This window comes from Micromonospora sp. NBC_01655 (assembly GCF_026339755.1).
Lineage (GTDB): Bacteria > Actinomycetota > Actinomycetes > Mycobacteriales > Micromonosporaceae > Micromonospora.
The window spans coordinates 3,433,343-3,456,138 of sequence record NZ_JAPEQF010000001.1; the positions used below are offsets into that span (position 1 = coordinate 3,433,343).

Below are 22,796 nucleotides of genomic sequence, written 5' to 3' on the forward strand. Positions count from 1 at the left end.
CATGGGTGGCCTCCGCTTCCTGCCCTGGGTACGCGACGGCGTCGCCCGGCTCGTCTCCGAACCCGACCCGCTCGCCGGGCCGCTGCCGGCCGCCCGGCCCGAGGTGGCGCTCTCGGTGACCGCGCGCGGCACCGGCCCCGCCGGGGTCGACCCGGTGGACGTCGTCGGCACCACCACCGCACTGCTGCACGGACCGGGCGACGTGACCGGCCTCGACGGCCAGCAGGTCATCCGCAGCCACCCCGCGCCGGGCGCGGACAACGTCGACGTGACGCTGTTCGCGGCGGTCGAGTTCGACCGGCCCGACCTGCCCTGGCTGTACACCCCGGCGAAGCCCGACCCGCAGGGCCGGCTGCGTCCCTGGCTGGTGCTCGTCGTCGTGCCCGTGGGTCCGCAGGGCCGGCTGGACACCCTGGCCGGGCAGCCGCTGGCCCGGCTCGGCACCACCGTCGGGCACCTGCCCGACCTCGCCGAGTCCTGGGCCTGGGCGCACGCCCAGGTGCTGGTCGTCACGGAGCACGAGGACGTCGCCGACGTCATCGCCGACGAGCCGCAGCGCACCCTGTCCCGGCTGGTCTGCCCCCGGCGGTTGGGCCCGGACACCGACTACCTGGCCGCCGTCGTGCCGGCCTTCGACGCCGGCGTGCGCGCCGGGCTGGGCCTGCCGGTCGACGACGGCCCGCTGGTGCCGGCCTGGGGCCCCGGCTCCCCGGCGGCCGATCCGCAGGCCCCGATCGTCCTGCCCGTCTACCACCACTGGTCCTTCCGCACCGGCCCGGACGGCGACTTCGAGTCGCTGGCCCGGCGGCTGCGCGGCCGGGCCCTGCCGGCGGACGTCGGCCGGCAGCCGGTGGACATCGGCGCCGCCGGCGGCGGGCTGCCGGACCTGGAGCCCGCCGGTGTGGAGGGCCGCTCCGTGCTGGCCTTCGAGGGCGCGCTCGCCTCGCCCGCGATGACCCCCACCGGCTGGCAGCCGGCCGCCGCCGGGCCCTGGCAGGCCCGGATGAGCGAGCTGCTGGCGCACGTCGAGGACTGGTTCACCCCACCCCTGTACGGCGAGATCCACACCCGGCAGGGGCAGGTGCCGCCGCCGGGGAGCGAGCCGCGGTGGCTGGCCGGGCTGAACCTCGACCCGCGCTACCGCGCGGCGGCGGCGCTGGGCACCCGGGTGATCCAGAAACACCAGGAGGACCTGGCCGCCGCCGCCTGGCAGCGGGCCGCCGAGCTGCGCGAGGTCAACGAGCAACTGCTGCGCGGGCAGGCCGCGCGGGACAGCGCCGCCGCCCTGTTCGCCAAGCGGGTCGACCCGGCCGCGCCGGGGACCGCCCTCGGTGACGACCAGCTCGTCGCGCTGGCCCGGCCCGTGCACGACCTGATCGCGGCCCCGACCGCGACCGGGCTGACCGGTGCCGGCGCCGCCCCGGTCGAGTCGCTGGACGAGCTGCTCGACGGCAACGCCGGCGCCCGGGCGGCCACCAGCGCGCCGTTTCGCCGGTTGGCCCGTCCGCGCGGCCCGCTGGCCCGCCGGCTGCGTCCCGCCGCGCCGTCGTCGGCGGCGTTGCCGCGACTGGCCGGCGGCGCGAGCCCGGTGCCACCGGCCAAGATGCCGGTCGGCGGCGTCGTCTTCGACACCCTGGTCCCGCCCGGGCAGGGCATCGCCCGGCTGACCCGGGCCGCCATCGAGGCGGCCGCCCGGAACCCGTGGTGGCACACCGCCGCCACCCTGGCCCCGGCGGCCTGGGCCCCGGCCGCGGCCGACGATCCGGTCACCACGCTGGCCAGCAACGGTGGCGACCTGCTCGGCCCGGACCGGTTCTTCGTCGCCGCCGCCGACGGCCGGTTGTTCGAACGCCGCCGGCTCGACGGCGCCTGGACCTGGCGGGACCACGGCGCCCCGGCCGGCACCCAGGTCGTCACCTCCGGCGCCACCGTCGCCCCCGACCGGGTGTACGTGCGCACCCGGAACAGCCGGCTCTACGAGCGCCGCTACGACGGCGACCGCTGGGTGTGGACGGACTGCGGCAGCCCACCCGGCGGCACGGCCAGCCGGCCCACCGCCGGCGGCACCGACGTCTTCATGCTCGGCCCGGGCGGTGACCTGTACCGCTTCGGCACCGTGGCCCGGACCTGGGTGTCGCTGGGCCGTCCGCAGCTCGCCACCGGGGAGTGGTTGTGGGGCTCGCCGCGCCCGACCCCGGCCGGCGTGTTCGTGGCCACCTCCGCGCAGCGGCTGTTCGTCCACAACGGCCAGTGGAGCCTGGTCGCCGACGGTCCCGGCCTGCCGCCGCCGATCTGGGGCTCCCCGGCGGCCTACCACGCCATCAGCCATCCCCGGGCCTACGGCTTCGGCTACCTCACCCCGACCGGCGAGCTGGTCACCCGGGTGCCCGGCTGGGGCGGGATCGTCAACCACGGCCGGGTCTCGTTCCACGCGCCGCTGCCGCAGAACCTGCGGATCGTCTCGCTGGGCCAGCAGACCGTGGTCAGCGGCCACGACGAGGAGCCGGAAATGCTCGTCCTGGCCCACCCCGAGGGCGACCCGGCCGACCTGCGGCTGTACGGCCGCTACCAGTGGCGCAACGACGAGACCGGGGTCTACTCCTGGCACTGGGAGGCGATCGGCCGCCCGGCCAACGGGATCGCGGCGCACCGCCCCGGCCCGGTCACCGGTGACGACCGCGACGGCGAGGTCTTCGTCCGGACCGCCGACGGGCGGCTGGCCGCGTACTCCTGGGGCGACCGGGGCAGCGGGTGGGTCGACCACGGCACCCCGGCCGATCCCCGGGGCGCCGGCCCGGACACCGCCCCGGCCCCGGCCCACGTCCGCTTCGCGCCCCGGATCGGCCTGCTCTCCTCGCTGCTGGTGTCGTACACGGTCGACGAGGGGGCCGGCAGCCGGATCCGCTCGCAGGCCGCCCACCACCTGGGCGAGGACGGCGCGCTGCGGGAGAACGGCCTCACCGGCGCGGCGGCCGGACCGTTCACCGGCGCGCCCGCGGTGGCCACCGCGGTCACCGCCGCGCCGTCCACCGGCGGCCGGCCGGCGCAGCTGTACGCGGTGGCGGTCCTGGCCGGCAGCGTGCCCGGCACCCGGCGGCTGGCCTACTGGGTGGGCAGCGGGATCGGCGCCGACGGCGCCGCCACCGGCGGCTGGACCGGCCCGTACGACCTGCCCGACCCGGTCGGCGGGCACGCCGCCGCGGTCGACGTCACCGTCGCCGACCTGGACGGCGACGGGTCACCCGAACTCGTCGTCGGCTACGCCGTCAGCGGCCCCGACGCCGCCGCGAACCGGGTGTACTACCGGGTCGGCTGGGGGCTCGACGAGGCCGGCCGGGTCACCCGGGGCTGGACCGACTCGCTGCCCACCCCGTACACCTTCCGGGCGATCAGCTCGGTCAGCGTCGACGTGGTCGACATGACCGGCGACCAGGTGCCGGACCTGCTGGTCTTCGTGGCCGGCGAGAACACCGCCGGGCAGCGGGTGGCCCGGTACTTCACCGGCCGGGGTGTCAACCGGCGCGGCCGGATCGCCGACACCGGATGGACCAGCCCGCTGCCGGTCGGCGACGAGGCGGAGGTGGCCGCCGGCGTCGCGGCGGGGGCCGCCGTCGTCGACGTCAGCGGCACCCGGCGACCCGACCTGGTGGTGGCGCACCGCTCCCGGCTCGGTGTCCTCACCACCCGGGTCGGCTTCGACCTGGACCCCGCCGGCGTGCCGGTGATCTGGAGCCCGCCGCAGGACATCCCCGGGGCGGCGGACGCGCTCGCCGGGCGCGGGTGCGCGCTGGTCGTCGCCGACCTGCGGGCCGACCTGGTGGCCGCCCGGAGCACGATGGGCGACCGGTTCATGGCCGCCGCCGCGAACCACCAGGACCGGCTGGCCCCCGCCCAGGCGTTGGCCGCCGACCCGAAGCCGCAGCCGGTGCCGCTCGGCCCGGCGGCCGGCGCGGTGCGCGCCACGCTCCGCCCGGAGACCGCGGTCGCCGGCGAGGTGCTGGCCGGCCTGAGCGTCGGCGGTGGACTCCTGGCGGACGCGCTGCCGGACACCGGGGACCCGCTGCGCCGGCTGCTCGCCGGGATCACCTTCGACGTGCCCAGCTACGAGCTGCTGCGCGGGCTGTCCCAGGAGCACGTGGTGCCGAACCTGCCGGCGGTGGCGCCGGAGACGATGACCGCGCTGGCCGCCAACCCCCGGTTCATCGAGGCGTTCCTGGTCGGGCTCAACCACGAGATGAGCCGGGAGATGCTGTGGCGGGGCTTCCCCGCCGATCCCCGGCAGACCTGGTTCCGGCAGTTCTGGGACGTCCGCGGCGCGGCGTCGGCCGGCGCGCCGCTGACCGACATACCGCCGTTGACCGACGGGGCCTGGCTCACCGGCCCGCTCGGCAGCCACCTGACCGCCGTCGGTGCCCCCGGCGAGCAGTCCCTGGTCCTGGTCATCCGGGGCGAGGTGCTGCGCCGCTTCCCGTCCACGGTGGTCACCATGCGCCGGGCCCGGTGGACCGGGCCGCAGCGGCGGGAACCGACCGGGCTGGACCTGCCGCCGATCTTCAACGCCTGGCTCTCCCCGGACCTGCTGCTGTTCGGCTTCCCGTACACCGCCGACGAGGCCCGCGGCGCGCCCGACCAGGACCACGGCGACCCCGGCTACTTCTTCGTCCTGCGGGAACAGCCCACCGCGCCCCGGTTCGGCCTGGACGTCGAGCCGGACGACTGGCCGGAGTCGGACCCGCCCGACACCCCCGCCTGGGCCGGCGAGCACTGGGACGACCTGCACTGGGGCCACCTGCCCGCCGGGGCGGGGTTCCTCTCCCCGTACGCGCCGGGCTTCCCGGCCACGGCGGTGGACGGCGCGGTGTTCGGCCGCAACGCCGCCGACATGGCCCGGGTGGCGCTGCAACGGCCCGTCCTGCTCGCCCGCCATGCCAGTGACCTGCTGCTCACGCCGGAGACCCAACCATGACCGTCACCCCCCGCCGCTCCGCCGGCACCACCCCCGTCGCCCCGGCCACCCCGCCGCCGCTGTCCGACGCGCTCACCGGCACCCCGTGGACGCTGTCCACCGGGTACCCGGTGGCGCTGCTGCCGGTCCGGCTGGAGACCCGGTTCGCCGGTGCCACCCTGCGGATCAGGGTCTATCCCGACCAGATTCACATCGACGGCCATGAGCCCCGGCTGACCGACGACGAGATGGCGGCCGGCCGGGCGTACTGGCTCGGCCCGACCGCAGACGGCGACCCGGCGTCGACCGGCGCCGCCGGCCCGGCCGACGGTCCGCTGCGGGCGCCGCCCGACGCGGAGGCCTGGACCGAACTGGTCCGGCGGTTCGGGGCGACCCGGGCCGGCTGGATCGCCCGGGTGATGGAGCCCGACTCCGCCACCGGCGAGCTGCCCGACCCGCTGCGCCGGCCGGCGCCGTGGTGCGAACCGGCCCGGGTCCGGCTGCTGCCGACCCGCTGGTACGCGGTGGGCCGCACCACCGGCAACACGCTGTTCACCGGCGTCTCCGGGCCGGTCACCCGCGACCTGGCCGCCGGGCCGACCCCGGTGCTGCCCGGCGCCCCGGTGACCGGGACCCCGATCGGGGCGGGCGCCGCCGAGTCGCCCCCGGTCGACGAGGGCATGCGCTGGATGGTCGACTACCCGGCCGCGGTGGCCGCCGGGATGGCCTTCGCCGTCGACGTGCCCACCGACAGCGCCGGCCGGCCCCAACCGGTGGACCGCCTGCTGGTCTTCGGCGTCGACGCCGACACCGCGCCGGACGTCTCCGCGGCGCGGCTGAGCCGGCTGCTGGAGGCCCACGCCGCCACCGACGGGCTGGCCTTCCTGCCGCCGGGCACCCCGACCAACAACACCGAGACGGTCACCGTGGCCGAGCGTCCCCCGGTCGCCCCGGTCACCGGCACGGACGCGGTGCCCGGCGGGACCGGGCCGCAGGTCGAGAACGCCGCCGCCCTGGCCGGCCGGGCCCTGGCCGTACCGCTCAGCGCCGCACCGGCCGGATCGACCCCGGCTTCGCTCACCCCACCCCAGCCGGACGCCGAGGACCTGGCGGCCGTCCGCCGCCGGGCGGTACGCCCCGACGCGCCCACCGCGCTGGCCCGCGCCGCCGCCGCCGACCGGGACGAACGCCGGCTGGCCCGGCTGGTCCGCCGGGCCCTCTGGCCGGCCGGGCCGGGCAGCATGCTGCGGCACCTGCTGCCGGTGGCCATCCCGGCCGAGCAGCGGAAGCTGCGTGCCCACTTCGTCGAGCACCTGCACCCGGAGGGGCCGTTGCCCACCCTGCGGATCGGCGCGCAGCCCTACGGACTGCTGCCGGTCGCGGCGCTGCGCGGCTGGCAGCCGGCCAGCCCCGCCGAGGCACGGGCGGTCACCGTGCTGCGCAACCTCTGGCAGCAGGTCTGGCTGGCCGCCCCGGCACCCCGGATCCGGCCCGGGCTGGCCGACCCCGAGCAGACCATGGTGGAGATTCTGGCCACCGACGCTCGGGCGCTGGAGGTCCGCGCCCGCAGCATGCTCGGCAACGAGTACGTGAGCTGGCTGTGGCGGTTCGCCCGGCTGGACCTCGGCCCGGGCTGGCGGCAACAGGTCGTCGAACCCGGCCGGGCGCTGCTGGCCGCGCTCGGCCTGGGCGGCCCGGTCGACCCCCGGTTGTCCCTGGCGGTCTTCGCCAAGGACGCCTTCGCGCTGGGCACCCCGCTGGTGGCCACATCCGGCCCGGACCGCGCCGAACGGATCCGCGCCTACCTCGACGCGCTCGCCGCCGTGGGCCTGCGCGGCGACCAGATCCCGGCCGCGCCCGCCTCGGCGGGGCCGGTGCCGCTGTTCCACCGGCTGCTGCGGGCGGCGCTGATCGCCGAACACTCGGCCGCCGCCGACCTGCTCGCCGAGGCCGCCGGGCTGCCGGCCGCCGCCGAGATCCCCGAGCCGGAACTGGTCGACATCCGACCGGGCGAGGTCACCCCGACGCTGCGCCGGCGGCTGGCGGTCACCGTGCCCGGCACCGGCGGTCGCAGCGTGGGCGAGTACCTCGCCGCCGCGGCCGGGGACGACGACACCCGGCACCGGCTGGCCACCGCCGACCTGCGCGAACTGCGCGACGCGCTGGCCGACCTGGCGACCGGGCTGACCCCCGCCGGGAACGGCCCGGCCGCCCTCGACCCGGCCGACCTGGACCGGTACGTCGCCGGGACCCTCGGGCTCACCGCACACCGGCTGGACGCCTGGATCACCTCGCTGGCCAGCACCCGGCTGGACCGGCTGGCCGCCACCCGGCCGGCCGGGACGCCCGACGGGGTGCACGTCGGCGCGTACGGCTGGCTCACCGACCTGCGCCCGGCGCCGCCGCCCGCGCTGGTCGACCGGCCCGCGCACGTGCCGGACAACGCCGCGCCGGCGCAGCTCGTGGCGGCCCCGGCCGGCGCCGGCCACGTGCACGCCCCGTCCCCGGCGCAGGCGGTCACCGCCGCGGTGCTGCGCAGCGCGTGGCGCTCGCACGGCGGCGGCGACGACAACCCGGTGGCGGTCGACCTCTCCTCGCGCCGGGTCCGGCTGGCCGGGCAACTCCTCGCCGGCATGCGCGACGGGCAGGCGCTGGGCGAACTGCTCGGCTACCGCTTCGAGCGGGGCCTGCACGATCACCCGGGCGGCCCGCTCGACCAGTACATCCCGCTGTTCCGCCGGCTGGCCCCGGTCCGCGCGCACCGGGTCGACCCGACCCCCGGGGACGGCCCGCCGGACATCGTCGGCGCCGTCGCCTCCACCGCCGTCGCCGACGGGTTGGAGCTGCACCGGCTGCACCGGGCCGGCGCGCTCGCCGCCGAGCTGGCGAAGCTGCCCGGCAGCGCCCGGATCGCCGTCGGCGAGGTGCTCGCCGAGCTGGCCGACCACGCCGACGCGGTGGCCGACGCCCTGCTCGCCGAGGGCGTGCACCAGCTCGCCGTGGGCGACATGGACCGTGCCGCCGCGGCGGTGGACGTCGCCTCCGGCGCGGCCGGCAGCCCGCCCGAGCTGCACTTCACCCGCACCCCGGCCAGCGGGGTGAGCGTCACCCACCGGGTCGCCGTGCTGTTCAACCTCGACGCCCGGTTCGCCGACCGGCGGGTGGACTGGCCGGCCGGCCGCGCCGAGCAGCCCCGGATCATCGGCGCCGCGGTCGACGCGCTGACCGCCGCGCTGCTGCCGCCGGCCAACCGGGTGTGCTGGCGGATGCGCTGGCACGCGCCGGACGGCGTCGTCGTCACCGACCACGTCGAGGGCAGCCTGGACCGCCTCCAGGCGGCGGCGGTGGACCACCTCGCCGCGCCGCCGCACCCGGGGGCCCCGGCCGGCACCGACCTGGACCGACGCATCGAACTGGTCGCCTGGAGCCGTCTCGCGCCGCCCCAGGTGACCCCCGACTGGCGGCTGGAGCTGGACTACGACCGGGCACCCGGCTGGCCGGCCTCCCGGGTCAGCCTGGCGGAGTTCCTCGCCGCGGTCGCGGCGCTGCGCGACCTGTTCGGCCGGGGGCGGCAACTGCTCGCCGCCGACCTCGGCACCGACTCCGACGCGCCGGCGCAGGTCGACGACGCGACCCGGAACGAGGCCACCGAGCTGTGGCAGCTCGCCCGCGACACCGCCGCGGGGCTGCGCGCCGCCGGCAGCCCGGACGACCCGGGATGGGACGAGGCCACCGTGCGTGCCCTGCTGCGCACGGCCGCCGGCTTCGGGATCGTCGGGGTGCTCCCGCCGCCGCCGGGGACCGGGGCCGCCGCCACCGCCGCGGAGGCCGCCCGGTCCGCCGGGGACGAGCTGGCCCGCCGGGTCGCCGCGCACTGCCGGCTGGTGGCCGGCGCACGCGGACGCCCCCCGTGCCCGCTGGACGGCTGTGTCTGCGTGCCGGCGACCGACTTCGACGACCCGACCGCGCCGCCGGCGGACCGACGTGAGCTGCACGTCGCCCGGGTCCGGGCCCTGCTCGGCGCCGACATGCCGGTGCTGTCGGCCAGCCGGGTCCCCGACCCGGTCGCGCTGACCACCGCGCTCGCCGCCAGCGACGCCCTCCAGGGCGGCTCGCCCCACCCGGTACGGCGCTGGCTGGCCCGCTACGGCCGGGTCCGCCCGGCCGTCGGCCGGCTGCAGGAGGTGCTGACCTACGCCGACGCGCTCGGCGCGGGCGGGACGGTGCGGGTGCCGGCGCGGGTCCGGGTCGCCCAGCTGCCGTACCAGGCCGGTGACCGGTGGGTCGGTGAGGCCGCGCCGCGGCCGGACAGCCAGCCGACCTCGCTGGTCCTGGTCAGCCTCGGCGACCTCGACCCGACCCGGCCGGTGCACGGGCTGCTCGTCGACGAGTGGACCGAGGTGGTGCCGGCGGCCACGACGCGGACCGGACTGACCTTCGAGTACGACGCGCCGGCCGGGGCCGCTGCCCAGGCGGTGCTGCTGGCGGTCAGCGCCGACGGCGCCGCGACCTGGCAGCCGGCGGGGCTCGCCCAGGCCGTCGAGGAGACCCTCGACCTGGCCGTCGCCCGGGTCACCGACCTCGACTCGCTCGGTGCCGGCGGGCAGTTCCTGCCCGCCTTCTACCTGCCGACCAACGTCGCCGAGGCGGCGACCACCACCGACTTCGTACCGGACGCGGCGCCTGCCGCGCCGGGTGAGCAGGAGGGCAGATGAGCCACCTCGGGCACGACAACCTGGTGGCGCCGGGCGCCGGGCAGCCAGCCGGCGGCCCGGACGCGGCGCAGGATCCGCCGGGGTCGGTGACCACCTGGACCCGGTTGGAGCCGCGTACCCGGCGGGCCGACCTGAGCCCGGCGCTGGAGGCGCGTACCGCCGACCCGCTGTGGCTGCTCGCCCGGCAGTGGCAGCTCGGCGAGTTCACCGGCGAGGACGCCGGCTCGCCGGTGGTGGCCCGGGTGCACGCCGAGGTGACCCCGTTCACCCGGTACCGCCCGGGAGCCGCCTCGGGCAGCACCATCGGGCTGCCCGCCGACATCCCGCTGGAGGCGCTCGTCGAGCGGGAGGGCGCGGCCACCGCCGACGACCTGCGCCTCTCGGCGGAGACCGGCCAGCAGTTCCTGCGGCTGCTGGCCGAGGCCGGCGCCGGCGAGCTGGGCCCGGCGGTCGCGGCCCGCTACCCGATCCCCGCGGTGCCCCCGGACGCCCCGTCGGCGGCCGACGCGGGCACGCTCGGCTACCTGCGGGTGGTCGCCGGCCGGGTGCCCCACGGCGACCTGCTGCTGCGCGCCTGCGCGGCCGGGACGGTCGACGCCGACCTGCCGGTGCCGCCGGCGCTGGCCGGCGCGCTGCACACCGCGATCACCGGCTGGCTGGCCTGGCTCGGGGTGCCGCCCCGCCCGCCCGGCCCGCCCGGGGGGTACCTGCTACAGCTACCGACGGTCATCGCGCCGGGGGTCGACCCCCGGCCGGCGACCCCACCGTGGCCACCGGCCGACTTCCACCCGCTGATCAGCGTGGCCGGGCTGGAGGGCACCGCCTGGCAGCGGGAGCGGATGGAGTACGAGTTCGCCGTCGGCGCCGCCGGATCGGCCGGTGAGCTGGTGCTCACCGCCCGGGAGTACGACGGTGACCGGCTGGACTGGTACCACTTCGACCACGCGCCGGCGGACACCCTGCAGGCGCAGCCGGCCCACCAGGAACTGGTCCGGATCACCCTGCCCACCCCGGTCGGCTACGCCGGGATGCCGGCCACCCGGTTCTGGGAGATGGAGGACGCCCGGATCAACCTGGGCCAGGTCGGGGCGGGCGCCGGCGACCTGGCCCGGATGTTCCTGCTCGAATACGGCCTGGTCTACGCCAACGACCACTTCATCGTCCCGCTGGAGCTGCCGGTCGGCTCGGCCACCCGGATCCGGTCGCTGATCGTCACGGACACGTTCGGCACCCGGACCCTGGTGCCGCCCGCCCCCGGTGGGCGGGGCTGGGCGCTGTTCCGGCCGTCCGGCGCCGTCACCGACGGGCCCGCCGACGTGCTCGTCCTGCCCGCGACGGCCGCGGCCACCCTGGACTCCGAGCCGGTCGAGGAGGTCCGGTTCGGCCGGGACGAGATGGCGAACCTGGCCTGGGCGATCGAGCGTACGGTGACCGGCGCGACCGGCCGGGCGATCGACCGGAGCGCGCAGGTCGCCCGGTCCGCCGTACCGGCCCGCCCGCCGGTGCCCGACCCGCCGCCGGTCGACCCGGCGACCGGCCGGCCGATGGTCGTGCCCGAGCTGTCCTACGCCTTCGCCACCACCGTGCCGGAGAACTGGGTGCCGCTCGTGCCCACCCCGCTGGCCGGCGACCCGACCGCGGTGCGGCTGCGGCGGGTGCCGATCCAGCAGCCGACCCGCGACGGGCCGCCGGCCCCGGTGCTCGGACACAGCCGGGTGCTCGACTGGCGGCCCGGCCCCGGCGGTGCCGGGGTGGTCGAACTGGCCGTCCCCGAGGAGGAGATCGGCCGCGCCGGGGCCCGGGTGCTGCGCCGGTGGCAGTTGGCCCGTGGCGTGGACGGCTCGGTGCACCTGTGGCTCGGCTGCTCCCGGCACCCCACCGGCGGCGACGTCTCCAGCGGCCTGCGCTACGACGCCGTGGAGCCCCGATGAGCCCTGCCGCCCCGTCCGTATCCACCGATTACGAAACCGCGCGGAGAAACCGATGACGATCAACTGGAAGAACGACGTGCCGCTGCCGATGGCCCGGCCCCGGTACTACGACCACCAGTACCTGCGCGCCGCCGACCTGGCCCAGGCGGTGGACTACCTGCTGTCCCGCCAGCACCTCACCGCCCGGCTGCGGCAGCCGGTCGGCGTGGTCAGCGGGCTGGAGCTCAGCGCGACCGGGGGCGACGTCACGGTCGCCGAGGGCGCGGCCGTCGACGCCGACGGGCTGCTCGTCGTCGTGCCGGCCAGCCGCCGGGTGAGCCCGCCCGGCGACGGCACGTTCCACGTCACCCTGCGCTACTCCGAGACGCTGACCGACCGGCGCGACGAGGGCGGGGTGGCCGCCGAGACCCGGTGGACCGAGGAGGGCCGGGTGGAGCTGACCACCGCCCCGCCGGCCGACCCGGGGCGCGCGATCGTGCTCGGCCGGGTGGTCCGCAGCCAGGGCGTGGTGACCGTGCAGACCACCGGTCGGCTGGTCGCCGGCCTGCGGGTGCCGGTCGGGGCGATCGTGCCGTCCGTCGGCGACTCGCCGCTGGCCGGGATCCAGTTCCCAAGCAACCCGGGGGGCGGGGTCGGCGACGAGGCGTTCATCCGCTACTGGGCGGCGGCCGGCGAGAACACCGTCCTGCGGATCGGCAACAACAACGACCCCGATGACGCGATCACCTTCCACCAGGCCGGCGCGGACCGGCTGCGGATCAGCCAGAGCATGCTGCACCTGGGCAGCCTCGACGGCACCGTCGTGCAGGCCGACCAGGTGGTCGCCGGCCTGGGCTTCTGGGGGCCCGGCGTCCAGCACGGGCAGCTCTCCTTCCGGGCCGGCCGCGGCTTCGAACTGGTCGACCGCAGCAGCGACACCCCCTCGTTGGGCTACCCGCTGCACAGCCGCCCGTACGCGGACCTGGAGGTGCAGGAGCTGCGGGCCGCCCGGTTACGCGGACGCGGCGGGCTGGGCCTGGTCAGCGACGGCCAGGTGGCGGTCAGGGCCGGCGCCGGTCTGACCGTGGTCAAGGAGACCGGCGCCAGCGGGAACCTGACCGTGCAGGGGGCGCTCGGGGTGGGCGGGACCGTCAACCTCCCCGCCTCGGGCTATCTCGCCGGCGCCGGCCGGCTGCACCTGAGCGGCCCGGAGCGGCTGTACCTGCTCAACACCCAGGGCGTGTACGTCGGGCACGGCGGCAGCTCCGAGCCGGATGCGGGCTGCCTGTGGGTGGAGAAGCGGGGCCTGTTCGGCGGTGACCTTCAGGTCAACGGCCGGCTCGGGGTGAAGACGAGCCCGAACTCGATTCCCGACTGGAGCGGCGGGGGCGTCAGCACCTTCGACCTGTTCGTCTCCGGGGCGATGTACGCCGGGCCGGCCGGCGGCCCGTACCCGATCTCGCTGGAGGCCGCCACCGGCAAGATCGTCGGCCGGACCAAGCAGTTCGTCATCGACCACCCGCTCGACGACCCGGCCGATCCGGACCGTCGGCTGCTGGTGCACGCCGCGTTGGAGGGCCCCGAGAACGGCGTCTACTACCGGGGCGAGGGGCGGCTCGTCGACGGGACCGCCACCGTCGACCTGCCCGAGTACTTCGAGGCGCTGACCCGGCTGGAGGGCCGCACCGTCCAGCTCACCCCGGTCTTCGACGACGACGAGCCGGTGTCGCCGCTGGCGGCGTCCCGGGTCACCGCCGGCGAGTTCCGGGTCCGCACCGTCGACGGCTCTAAGGCGTCGCACGCCTTCTACTGGCAGGTCTCGGCGATCCGCGCGGACCTCGACCCGTTGGTGACCGAGGTGCCCGCCGCCGCGCCGCACACCGTCCGGCCGGCCCCGGCCGGCACCGATCCGACGCCCGACCCGGCGCCGGCGACCCCCACCGCCGCGTGACAACCCCACCGGCGATCAGCAGAGAGGAGCACGAGGTGTACGCGGTGACCGATCAGGTCGACGTCGACCGGACCCCGGAGGACGACGATCCGGGCAGCCGGATCGGGGAGGCGGTCGAGTACGACCTCTTCGCCGCCGAGGAGGAGCCGTCGCCGGAGCCACCCGGGCTCGTGGCGTACCACCTGGCGCCGACGCTGCGGCTGCTGCGCGACGAGATCGACCGGCGCTGGCCGCACCGGGACCGCGCCTCGGACGGCTGGATCGGTGACGCCGCCCACCAGGCCGGCACCTCCGACCACAACCCGGACGCGGACGACCGCTCGGTCAACGCGCTCGACGTCGACCGGGACGGCATCGACCCGTCGCTGGTGATCCGCAAGTGCATCGCGCACCCGTCCACCCAGTACGTGATCTTCGACCGGACGATCTGGAGCCGGACCCGGGGCTTCGCCCCGGCCCGGTACACCGGCAGCAACCCGCACGACAAGCACCTGCACGTCAGCGTCAGCCACACCCCGTCGGCGGAGCGGAGCGACCGGAGCTGGGGGATCGTCACCGCGCCGGTGCCGAAGCTCGGTGACCGGGTGCTGCGGCGCGGCAGCCGGGGCAGCGACGTGCGCGAGTTGCAGACCGTCGCCAACCGGCTGGGCGCCAGGCTGGCCGTCGACGGTGACTTCGGGGCCGCCACCGAGGCGTGGGTGCGTACCTTCCAGCAGACCCGGAAACTGGCGGTGGACGGCGTCGTGGGGCCGTGGACGGTCGCCGCCCTGCGCGCGGCGACCACGCCGCCCGCGCCGACGCCGCCCGGGCGGGCGCCCGGCTCGCGTACCCTGCGCCGGGGGACGAGCGGCGCCGACGTGGCCTTCGTCCAGCGGTTCGTGGGGGAGCGGCGGTGCGGCCGGGCGACCGGCGCCTTCGACGCGCGGACGGAGGCCGGGGTGCGCTGGTACCAGGGGATGCGCGGGATCACGGTCGACGGGGTCGTCGGCCCGCAGACCTGGCGGCAGATGCAGGTCAAGGTCAGCTACTGACCCTCGGGCGGGTACGGCGGTCACCCGGGACCGCCGTACCCGTTTGCCGTTGCCACCGAACGGTCACTCCGCCGCGGTCTCGTCGTTTGCCAGAATGGCAACTTTATTTGTCGGTTCGGCGGGGTGCGCGGGATGGTTGGTCCTGACGAGCGGAGGGACAGACATGGTGGACGGGACGTACGACGTGGTGGTGGTCGGTGGCGGCGCCGCCGGGCTGAGCGGGGCGTTGACGCTGGCGCGGGCGCGGCGGTCGGTGCTGGTGGTGGACGCCGGGCAGCCGCGCAACGCGCCGGCCGGGCACGTGCACAACTACCTGGCCCGGGAGGGCACACCGCCGGCCGACCTGGTGACGGCCGGGCGGGCCGACGTGACCCGGTACGGCGGCGAGGTCGTCGCCGGGCGGGTCGAGGCCGCGTCGCGGGAGGGTGACGGCTTCGTCGTGACGCTGGACGGCGGGCGTGGCGTGCGGGCGCGGCGGCTGCTGGTGACGACCGGGCTCGTCGACGAGCTGCCCGACGTGCCGGGGATGACCGAGCGGTGGGGGCGTGACGTGCTGCACTGCCCGTACTGCCACGGGTGGGAGGTCCGGGACCGGCGCATCGGCGTCCTGGCCACCGGGCCGACGGCCGTGCACCAGGCCGACCTGTGGCGGCAGTGGAGCCCGCACGTGCTGCTGTTGCTGCACGGCACGGCGCTCGGCGCGGAGGAGACCGAGCGGCTCGCGGCGCGCGGGATCACCGTCGTGGCCGGCCCGGTCGCGGCGCTCGAGGTGGCCGGCGACACGCTGACCGGGGTACGGCTGGCCTCGGGCGAGGTCGTCGCGCTGGACGCGGTGGTCGTCGCGCCGCGGTTCACCGCCCGCGCCGGGGTGCTGGAGTCGCTGGGGATCAAGCCGGTCGAGGTGGAGTTCGGTGGGCAGGTGATCGGCAGCCAGGTCTCCGCCGACCCGACCGGGGCCACCGCCGTGCCCGGCGTGTGGGTGGCGGGCAACGTGGCCGACGTACGCGCCCAGGTGATCACGGCCGCCGCGGCGGGCCTGGCCGCCGGCGCGGCGATCAACGCCGACCTCGTAGCCGAGGAGAGCCGTGCCGCCGTGGCCGACTACCGGCACCAGGTGCGCACGATGTTCGAGGAGGCCGCCTGGGAGGAGCGTTACCGCGCCCGAGCGGCGGTGTGGAGCGGACGCCCGAACCCGCAGCTCGTCGCGGACGCCACCGAGCTGCCCCCGGGCCGGGCGCTCGACGTCGGCTGCGGTGAGGGCGCCGACGCTGTCTGGCTGGCGGAACGGGGCTGGCGGGTAACGGCGGTCGACATCTCCAGCACCGCCCTGGAGCGGGCCGCCGCGCACGCCGCGGCCACTGGTCCGCAGGTCGCCGGCCGCATCGAGTGGACGCGCGCGGACCTGCGCGTCCAGCCGCCCGCCGAGGGCGCGTACGACCTGGTGTCGTCGCAGTTCATGCACCTGCCGGGCGAGGCGCGCCGGGAGCTGTTCGCCCGGCTGGCCGCCGCGGTGGCCCCCGGGGGTACCCTGCTGATCGTCGGGCACCACCCGCTCGACCTACGCACCACCGCCCGCCGGATGCACTTCCCGGAGATGATGTTCACCGGCGAGGAGGTCGCGGCCTCGCTCGACCCCACCACGTGGCAGGTGCTGGCCGTCGAGGCCCGGCCACGCGCCGTGGTCGACCCCGAGGGACGCGACATCACCATCCACGACGCCGTCCTGGTCGCGCGCCGCCGAGCCTGACCGGCCCCGGCACTGTTCGCCACCGGGGCCGGGAGTCGGCAGCTCGTGACTCCGGTCGGCGCCCGCTACCCGCGGGGACCGACCGGAGGGCGGGTACAGCCGAGGTCGGCGGCCGGCAGTACCCCGTCGGCGAGGTAGGCGTTGACGGCCCGGTCCACGCACCCGTCGGCGTAGTTGCCGTACACGCCGTGGATGCGGGCGTCGTGCAGGGTGAGCAGCCGGGAGCCGGTCAGCGCCCGGTGCATGGCCTGGCCGTGCCGGTAGAGCGTCCGGGTGTCCCCGGTGGACTGCACGATCAGGGCCGGCACGTCGTTGCGTACCACGGTGGGTCGCTCCCGGGGCGGCTCCGGCCAGAAGGCGCACGGGCTGATCGCCCTGGTCAACTCGCCGAACCGGGGTTCACTCGCCCGGTACTCGTGGATCTCCCGCCAGTACTGCTCGGGATCGCGGGGCACCGGCACGTCCCCGCAGAGGATGGCGGCCTGCACGCTGCCGGTCGCCGACTGCGCGCCGGTCAGCGCGAACGCCAGGGTGTCCGCCAGCGACGCCGTGGGCGCCGCCCCGCCCGACGTCGCCGCGTCGCGGAGCACCCGCACCGTCTCGGCGAGGTCGGCGTGCGTCTCGTCCCGGTCGTCGCTGAGCCGGTTGAACAGCAGGAACGGCAGTACCTGCGCGTCGACCCGGTAGTCGCCGACCCGCAGCGGGCTCCGGGCCGCGGCGGCGCGGATCCGGTCCACGGTGGCCAGCACCCGGGGGCCGGTGTTGCCCAGGCGGTACCGGTCGTGGTGCCGGGCCGCCCAGTCGGCCCAGTCGCGCAGCGCGGCCTCGTTGGCGGGCCCGGTCTCCCGCAGCACCCGCGCCCCGTACGTGGCGGGGTCGACCGCGCTGTCCAGGACGACCCGGTCGGCGCGGTCCGGGAACAGCTGGGTGTAGACCGCGCCGAGGTAGGTGCCGTAGGAGTAGCCGAGGTACGACAGCTTCGGCTCGCCGAGGACGGCCCGGAGCAGGTCCATGTCGCGGGCGGTGTTCCGGGTGGTGACATGGGGCAGCAGCGTGGCGTTGCGGCGGGCACACCGGGCCGCCAGGTCTTGTTCGAACGCGGTCAGCCGGTCGAACCCGGCGCGGTCCGGCCCCGCCGAGCGGGTCCAGGTGCCGCTGGGCCAGCCACAGTCCAGCGGGGTGCTGCGGCCGACGAACCGGGGGTCCAGCCCGACCAGGTCGAACCTCGCCCCGACGTCGCCCATCCACTGGCGTACCGGCAGCACGTCGGACATCCCGGGCGCCCCGGGGCCGCCGGTGTTGAGCAGCAGGACCCCGATCCGGCGGGCCGGGTCGGTGGCCGCCAGCCGGGACAGCGCCACGGTGATCCGGCGACCGTCCGGGCGGGCGTAGTCCAGCGGCACGGTGAGCTCGGTGCAGGCGGCGCCGGCCCGGTCCAGCTCGGCGCCGGCCTGGTCGGCCGAATCCCGCTGGCAGCCGTGCCAGTCCAGCCGCTGTCGCTGGTAGCCGGCCAGGTCGGCGGTGCCGGTGAGCCCGACGGCGGCGAGCCCCGCGACGGTGAGTCCGGCCACCGCCCGCACCCGGCCGGTGGTCCGTTCGTTCCAGGTCATCGGTTCGTCTCCTCGGTCGTCGTCGGGTCCGCCCGTCGGCGGCTCACCGGGTCTCGCACAGGGCGGTGTGCAGGGTCGTCGAGAGCGCCTGCCAGCTCTCGTACGACACCGGTTCGTCGTTGACCACGAGCTGGGCCCGCCGGCCGTCGGTGGTGACCCCGCCCAGGGTCCGGAAACCCGGGGTGGTCCCGCCGTGGCCCCAGTAGAGCGTCCCGCCGCACTCGGTCAGCGGCGTCGAGATGATCCCGAGCCCGTAGCGGGCCCTGGGCCAGAGCCGTTCCTCCTCGGCCGGCACGGTCCGGGTCAGCTCGGCGAGGCGCGCCGGGTCCAGCAGCCGGCCGCCGAGCAGCGCGGCGAAGAACCGGTTCTGGTCGGCGAGGGTGGAGACCAGCGCCCCACCGGCACCGCCGAACGACATGTTGAACCGGGTGACGTCCCGCCGGCCCAGGACGTCGGCCGGCCCGGCCGGCGCGTAGCCGCGCGGGTGGGGTCCCCGGATCCGCACCGCGTCGCCGGGCCAGTAGGTGTCCCGCAGCCCCAGCGGTACGAGCACCCGTCGGGTGATCTCCGTGCCGATGTCGCGCCCGGTGACCCGCTCGACGACCAGGCCGGCCAGCACGTAGTTGGTGGTCGAGTAGTGCCAGCCGGGACCGGGCGCCGGGAGCGTCGTCGCCAGCATGATCAGCTCGTCCGGCGAGTGGTGCCGGTAGCGCCACTCGTCCATCCGGTCCCAGGCCAACGCGTCGACGTGGTCGGGCAGGCCGCTGGTGTGTCGCAGCAGGTCGCGCACGGTGATCCGCCGACCGTCGTACCCGTTGCCCCGGACCACGCCGGGCAGGTACCGCTCGACCGGGGCGTCCAGCGCGAGCCGGCCCTCGGCGACGAGTTGCAGCACCACCGTCGCGGTGAACGTCTTGGTCGAGCTGCCGATCCGGATCCGCTCGTCGGCGCGCATCGGCCGGCCGGTCCGCAGGTCCGCCCGGCCACTGCTGCCGGACCACCGGCCGCAGTTCGGGCCGTACACCTCGATGGCCGCGCCGACCAGCAGGTGGGTGCCGGTCAGGCCGCGCAGCGCGGCGGCCGTCGCCGGCAGGCCGGCGCACCCCGGCGCCGCCGGCCCGTGTGCCGCGGCCGGCCCGCCCGTGGCGGCGACGAGCAGGACCACGCCCGCGAGTACGCCGCCCCAGTGCCTTCTTCGGTCATTGGTCGTCATCGCACCGACGCTAGGGGCGGCCGGTCGGGCGGGCGATGGGGCAGCGGCCCCGGTCGAGGGTGTAGCTGGCTACACTGCCGGACCGCCGCCGAGGGGCGCAGAATACGACGATGCGGCGGTCCTGGCGGATGACGAGGTACCTGCTGACCGGCGGGGCGAGCGCGATCGGCGCGGCCGGTGTGCTCGGCGCGCTGGCCGGGGCGCTCGCGTCGAGCCTCGTCGGGGTCGGCGTCGTGCTGCTGCCGCCCGCCCTGCGCGCCCTCGGTGCGCTGGCCGACCGGGAACGTCGCCGCGCGGGCCGGTTGCTGGGCAGGCCGGTCCCGGTCGAGCCCCGGCCGCCCGTCGGCTCCCGCGCCGCCCTGCTGCGGGCCGCGGCGGGCGATCCGGCCAGCTACCGGAGTGCGGCCTGGCTCGCCGTGCACGCGGTCGGCGGGCCGCCGCTCGCCGCCGGCGTGCTGCTGCTCTGGCTGCTGGCGCTGGGCGGGCTGGTCGCTCCGCTGATCTGGTGGGCCGTGCCGACCGGCGCGCCGCTCACCTTCGTCGTGCCGATCACGAGCTGGGGCCGGGCGCTGCTGGTGCCGCCGCTGCTCGCCGGCGCCGCGCTCGCGCTGCTGCGGTGGGCCGTCCCGGCCGTCGCAGCGGCACACGCCCGGGCCGCGCTGGCGTCGTTCGCGCCGTCCGCCCGTAGCCGGCTCGTCAGCCGGGTCGCGGAACTCTCCGCGACCCGGGCCGGCGCGCTGGACGCGCACGCGGCGGAGCTGCGCCGCATCGAGCGGGACCTGCACGACGGCACCCAGGCCCGGCTGGTGGCGATCGCCATCCAGCTCGGCGTCGCGCAGGGCCGGCGGGCCGTCGACCCCGCACTCGCGGACCGGCTCCTCGGCCGGGCCCGGGCACTCGTCGAGGAAACCCTGACCGAGCTGCGCGGGGTGGTCCGGGGCATCTACCCGCCGATCCTCGCCGACCGGGGGCTGCCCGGCGCGGTGCACGCGCTCGCCGCCGACTGTCCCGTGCCGCTGACCGTGCGGGTCGCCCCGCTGGACCGGCTGCCGGCCGCGCTGGAGAGCGCCGCGTACTTCGTCGTCGCCGAGGCGCTGGCCAACATCGCCAGGCACAGTGGCGCCAGCGGCGGTGACCTGCGCGTGGAGCACCGGGCGGGCCGGCTGGTGGTCCGCGTGACCGACGACGGGGTCGGCGGCGCGCGGGAGTCGGCCGGCACCGGCCTGGCCGGGATCCGGCGCCGGGTCGCGGCGCTCGACGGCCGGGTGGAGCTGAGCAGCCCGACCGGCGGGCCGACGGTGCTGCGGGCGGAGCTGCCGTGCGGGTCCTGATCGCCGAGGACAACGTCCTGCTCCAGGAGGGGCTCAACCTGCTGCTCACCACCGCCGGCTTCGAGGTGACGGCGGCGGTGGACACGCCGGACGACATCGTCGCCGCCGTCGACCAACAGCGACCCGACGTCGCCATCGTGGACATCCGGCTGCCGCCGACCTTCCGCGACGAGGGGCTACGCGCGGCGCTGACCCTGCGCCGTCGGCACCCGGGCCTGCCGGTTCTGCTGCTCTCCCAGTACGTCGAGCGCGCCTACGCGACCGAACTGCTCGCCGACGGGCAGGGCGCCATCGGCTATCTGCTCAAGGACCGGGTGTCCCGGGTCGACGACTTCCTCGACGCGTTGCGCCGGGTCGCCGACGGCGGCACGGTGCTGGACCCGCACGTCGTCGCGCAGCTCGTGGCCACCCGGCGCAGCCCACTCGCCGGCCTCACCCCGCGCGAGCGCGAGGTGCTCACGCTGATGGCGGGGGGCAGCACCAACGCGGGCATCGCCCGTCAGCTCGTGGTCACCGAGCGCGCCGTCAGCAAGCACATCGGGAACATCTTCGCCAAGCTCGGCCTGCCGCCCGACGACAGCGGGCACCGTAGGGTCGTCGCCGTGCTCACCTACCTGCGCGCCCCGGACTGACCAGCCGCCGGGCCCCACCACCCGTCCCGAACCCGCCGGCGGAGCCGTCTTGACCGGTCGAAATAGGATCGAAGTTCGTCATGTCATGAGGAGGGTGTCGATGGGGCGTGCGCTGCGGGTGGGTATCCCGGTTCTCCTGCTGGCCGCCGTCGGCTGGTATGCCTCGTACGTCACCACCATCCTCGTGTGGGAGGTGCGCAAACTGCTGCCCTGGCTGGTGGCGCCGGCCCTGGTGGCCCTGTTCGGCGGGGCGCCGCTCCTGGTGCGACTGCTCAGCCACCGGCTTCGCCGGCGCAGGACCACGCCCGCGGCGGCCGGCGGGATCGTGGTCCTCGGCTGGCTGGGCGCCGCCGTCGGGCTGGCCCTGGGGGCGTTCTGGCTGGTCTACGGCGAGTACCTGCAGGACCGGGCGTACGTGACCACCATGCGGGTGGTGAGCGATCCGGTCCCGGAGTTGACCGCCCGCGCGCCGTACCTGGCCGGCGAGGCACAGGCCGCGCCCAACCTGGGCGACGTCACCGGCGAGATCACCGACGTCAGCTACCTGCCCGACTCCGACCGGTTCGCCGTCCTGGTCGAGCGGCGCGGCTGGTTGACCGGTTACGAGGTCGGCCTCGTGCAGGAGGTGCCGCTCGGCGGCAACAGCCGGGCGCAGCAGCGGTGCCAGTTCGACGTGTCGGCCGCCGACGCGCGCATCGGCGGCTGGTTCACCCACAACCTGGGCCGGAAGATCTCCGCCGAGCGGCGCGGGGTCCGGTTCTCCGCCGACGACGCGTACGTCCACTGCCAGGGGGACACTCCGGTCGTGGTGGTGCCGCTGAAGCGGCAGACCGGAATCCTGGTGGTGACCGAACGGCCGGCCGGCCTGGCGCTGTACGACGGCCGGACCGGGCAGGTCACGATCACCGACGACACGACGAAGGTGCCCGGACCGTCCTATCCGATCAGCCTGGCCGGCCGGCAGCGGGAGGGCACCGCCGCCGTCGGCGGGTTCGCCGACTGGTGGTTCGAGCGCAGCGGCTGGGACGCCTCCGAGGACGGCGCCAATGAGGGCAACGAGTCGGAGTTCACCCTGCGCTACCGCGACGGCAGCGGAGGCAGCGCGTACGTCACCCCGCTCACCCCGCAGGGCGAGGCCAGTTCGGTGGTGGCGGTGTCGACGGTGCCGACCCGGTACTCCGGCCGCGGTCTCGCCCCGCTGACCGTGCACCGGCTCAGCCCGACCTGGTCGTCACCCCAGGCGATCGTCGCCCTGATCAAGGCGGAGTACCGGGACATCTGCTGCTGGAACGACGACCAGGTGTTCGAGGTGGTGCCGACCGGCGGCAGCACCTGGACCGCCACGCTCGGCAGCGCGCAGAGCATCCGGTACCGGGTGGAGGGCCGGGGCCAGATCAACGGCCGGGAGGCGACCTGCCTGAAGAGCGCCGACGGCACCCTGGTCCGGTGCGCGTACGCCGCCCCCGGCTCGCCGGAGGAGCAGGAACTGCAACGCCGGGAGCAGCAGAAGCAGCAGGAGCAGGCGGCGAACGGCGGCCCGGACGCGAAGGACCTGACCACGTACACCGACGAGCGGTTGGCCGAGCTGAACCGACGGATCTCCGAGGAGGTCAACCGCCGCCTCAAGGAGCGGTAGCGGCGGGCCCACGGCGCGCGGCTGCCGGACCGCGCGGGCCGCATCGCCGCCGGGCCGGGCCAGCAGATGAGGTCC

Annotated in this window: 11 protein-coding genes; 9 read left to right on the plus strand and 2 right to left on the minus strand. The window is 76.7% G+C overall.

Annotation, left to right across the window (positions count from 1 at the left end):
• Window position 1: 1 nt before the first annotated feature.
• From OOK41_RS15970 to OOK41_RS15995, 6 genes are all read left to right on the plus strand, one after another.
• Window positions 2-4,966 (plus strand): VCBS repeat-containing protein, encoded by a 4,965-nt coding sequence (locus tag OOK41_RS15970; protein ID WP_266265723.1) that lies wholly within the window; start codon window positions 2-4, stop codon window positions 4,964-4,966.
• Window positions 4,963-9,660 carry a hypothetical protein gene (locus tag OOK41_RS15975; protein WP_266265724.1) on the plus strand — a complete coding sequence of 1,566 codons (4,698 nt, stop codon included), beginning with the start codon at window positions 4,963-4,965 and terminating at the stop codon, window positions 9,658-9,660. Before OOK41_RS15970 ends, OOK41_RS15975 begins: the two co-directional genes overlap by 4 nt.
• The gene (locus OOK41_RS15980) at window positions 9,657-11,591 is read left to right on the plus strand and encodes a hypothetical protein (RefSeq protein WP_266265725.1); all 1,935 of its coding nucleotides are present in this window, start codon (window positions 9,657-9,659) and stop codon (window positions 11,589-11,591) included. Before OOK41_RS15975 ends, OOK41_RS15980 begins: the two co-directional genes overlap by 4 nt.
• A 52-nt stretch (window positions 11,592-11,643) precedes the next feature.
• The gene (locus OOK41_RS15985) at window positions 11,644-13,521 is read left to right on the plus strand and encodes a hypothetical protein (protein WP_266265726.1); all 1,878 of its coding nucleotides are present in this window, start codon (window positions 11,644-11,646) and stop codon (window positions 13,519-13,521) included.
• A 44-nt stretch (window positions 13,522-13,565) separates the two neighbouring features.
• A complete protein-coding gene (locus OOK41_RS15990) occupies window positions 13,566-14,552 on the plus strand; it encodes a peptidoglycan-binding protein (protein ID WP_266265727.1) in 987 nt (328 codons plus the stop codon).
• A gap of 166 nt (window positions 14,553-14,718) precedes the next feature.
• Complete coding sequence (locus OOK41_RS15995; protein ID WP_165878185.1) at window positions 14,719-16,299, plus strand: bifunctional NAD(P)/FAD-dependent oxidoreductase/class I SAM-dependent methyltransferase; 1,581 nt, start codon at window positions 14,719-14,721, stop codon at window positions 16,297-16,299.
• Between the two features lie 65 nt (window positions 16,300-16,364).
• Here the strand turns inward: OOK41_RS15995 and OOK41_RS16000 are convergent, their stop codons facing one another.
• Both OOK41_RS16000 and OOK41_RS16005 read right to left on the minus strand, forming a co-directional pair.
• Window positions 16,365-17,909: an alpha/beta fold hydrolase gene (locus OOK41_RS16000; protein ID WP_266265729.1), complete on the minus strand. Its 1,545-nt coding sequence runs from the start codon at window positions 17,907-17,909 to the stop codon at window positions 16,365-16,367.
• Window positions 17,910-17,952: 43 nt separating this feature from the next.
• The gene (locus tag OOK41_RS16005) at window positions 17,953-19,122 is read right to left on the minus strand and encodes a serine hydrolase (protein ID WP_266265730.1); all 1,170 of its coding nucleotides are present in this window, start codon (window positions 19,120-19,122) and stop codon (window positions 17,953-17,955) included.
• A 110-nt stretch (window positions 19,123-19,232) separates the two neighbouring features.
• Between OOK41_RS16005 and OOK41_RS16010 the strand changes: the two genes are divergently transcribed.
• From OOK41_RS16010 to OOK41_RS16020, 3 genes are all read left to right on the plus strand, one after another.
• Window positions 19,233-20,453, plus strand: a complete 1,221-nt coding sequence (locus OOK41_RS16010; RefSeq protein ID WP_266265731.1) for a sensor domain-containing protein — start codon at window positions 19,233-19,235, stop codon at window positions 20,451-20,453.
• Entirely contained in the window at window positions 20,441-21,085 is a 645-nt protein-coding gene (locus tag OOK41_RS16015; protein WP_117669852.1) for a response regulator transcription factor, read from the plus strand. Before OOK41_RS16010 ends, OOK41_RS16015 begins: the two co-directional genes overlap by 13 nt.
• A gap of 100 nt (window positions 21,086-21,185) precedes the next feature.
• Complete coding sequence (locus OOK41_RS16020; protein ID WP_117669851.1) at window positions 21,186-22,721, plus strand: hypothetical protein; 1,536 nt, start codon at window positions 21,186-21,188, stop codon at window positions 22,719-22,721.
• Window positions 22,722-22,796 lie beyond the last annotated feature (75 nt).

What these genes read in the sequence shown, in the direction of transcription:
- OOK41_RS16005 (WP_266265730.1), bottom strand. Translation starts at nt 19,122, where the DNA reads ATGACGACCAATGACCGAAGAAGGCACTGGGGCGGCGTACTCGCGGGC.
- OOK41_RS16010 (WP_266265731.1), top strand. Translation starts at nt 19,233, where the DNA reads ATGCGGCGGTCCTGGCGGATGACGAGGTACCTGCTGACCGGCGGGGCG.
- OOK41_RS15975 (WP_266265724.1), top strand. Translation starts at nt 4,963, where the DNA reads ATGACCGTCACCCCCCGCCGCTCCGCCGGCACCACCCCCGTCGCCCCG.
- OOK41_RS15970 (WP_266265723.1), top strand. Translation starts at nt 2, where the DNA reads ATGGGTGGCCTCCGCTTCCTGCCCTGGGTACGCGACGGCGTCGCCCGG.
- OOK41_RS16000 (WP_266265729.1), bottom strand. Translation starts at nt 17,909, where the DNA reads ATGACCTGGAACGAACGGACCACCGGCCGGGTGCGGGCGGTGGCCGGA.
- OOK41_RS16020 (WP_117669851.1), top strand. Translation starts at nt 21,186, where the DNA reads ATGGGGCGTGCGCTGCGGGTGGGTATCCCGGTTCTCCTGCTGGCCGCC.
- OOK41_RS15980 (WP_266265725.1), top strand. Translation starts at nt 9,657, where the DNA reads ATGAGCCACCTCGGGCACGACAACCTGGTGGCGCCGGGCGCCGGGCAG.
- OOK41_RS15985 (WP_266265726.1), top strand. Translation starts at nt 11,644, where the DNA reads ATGACGATCAACTGGAAGAACGACGTGCCGCTGCCGATGGCCCGGCCC.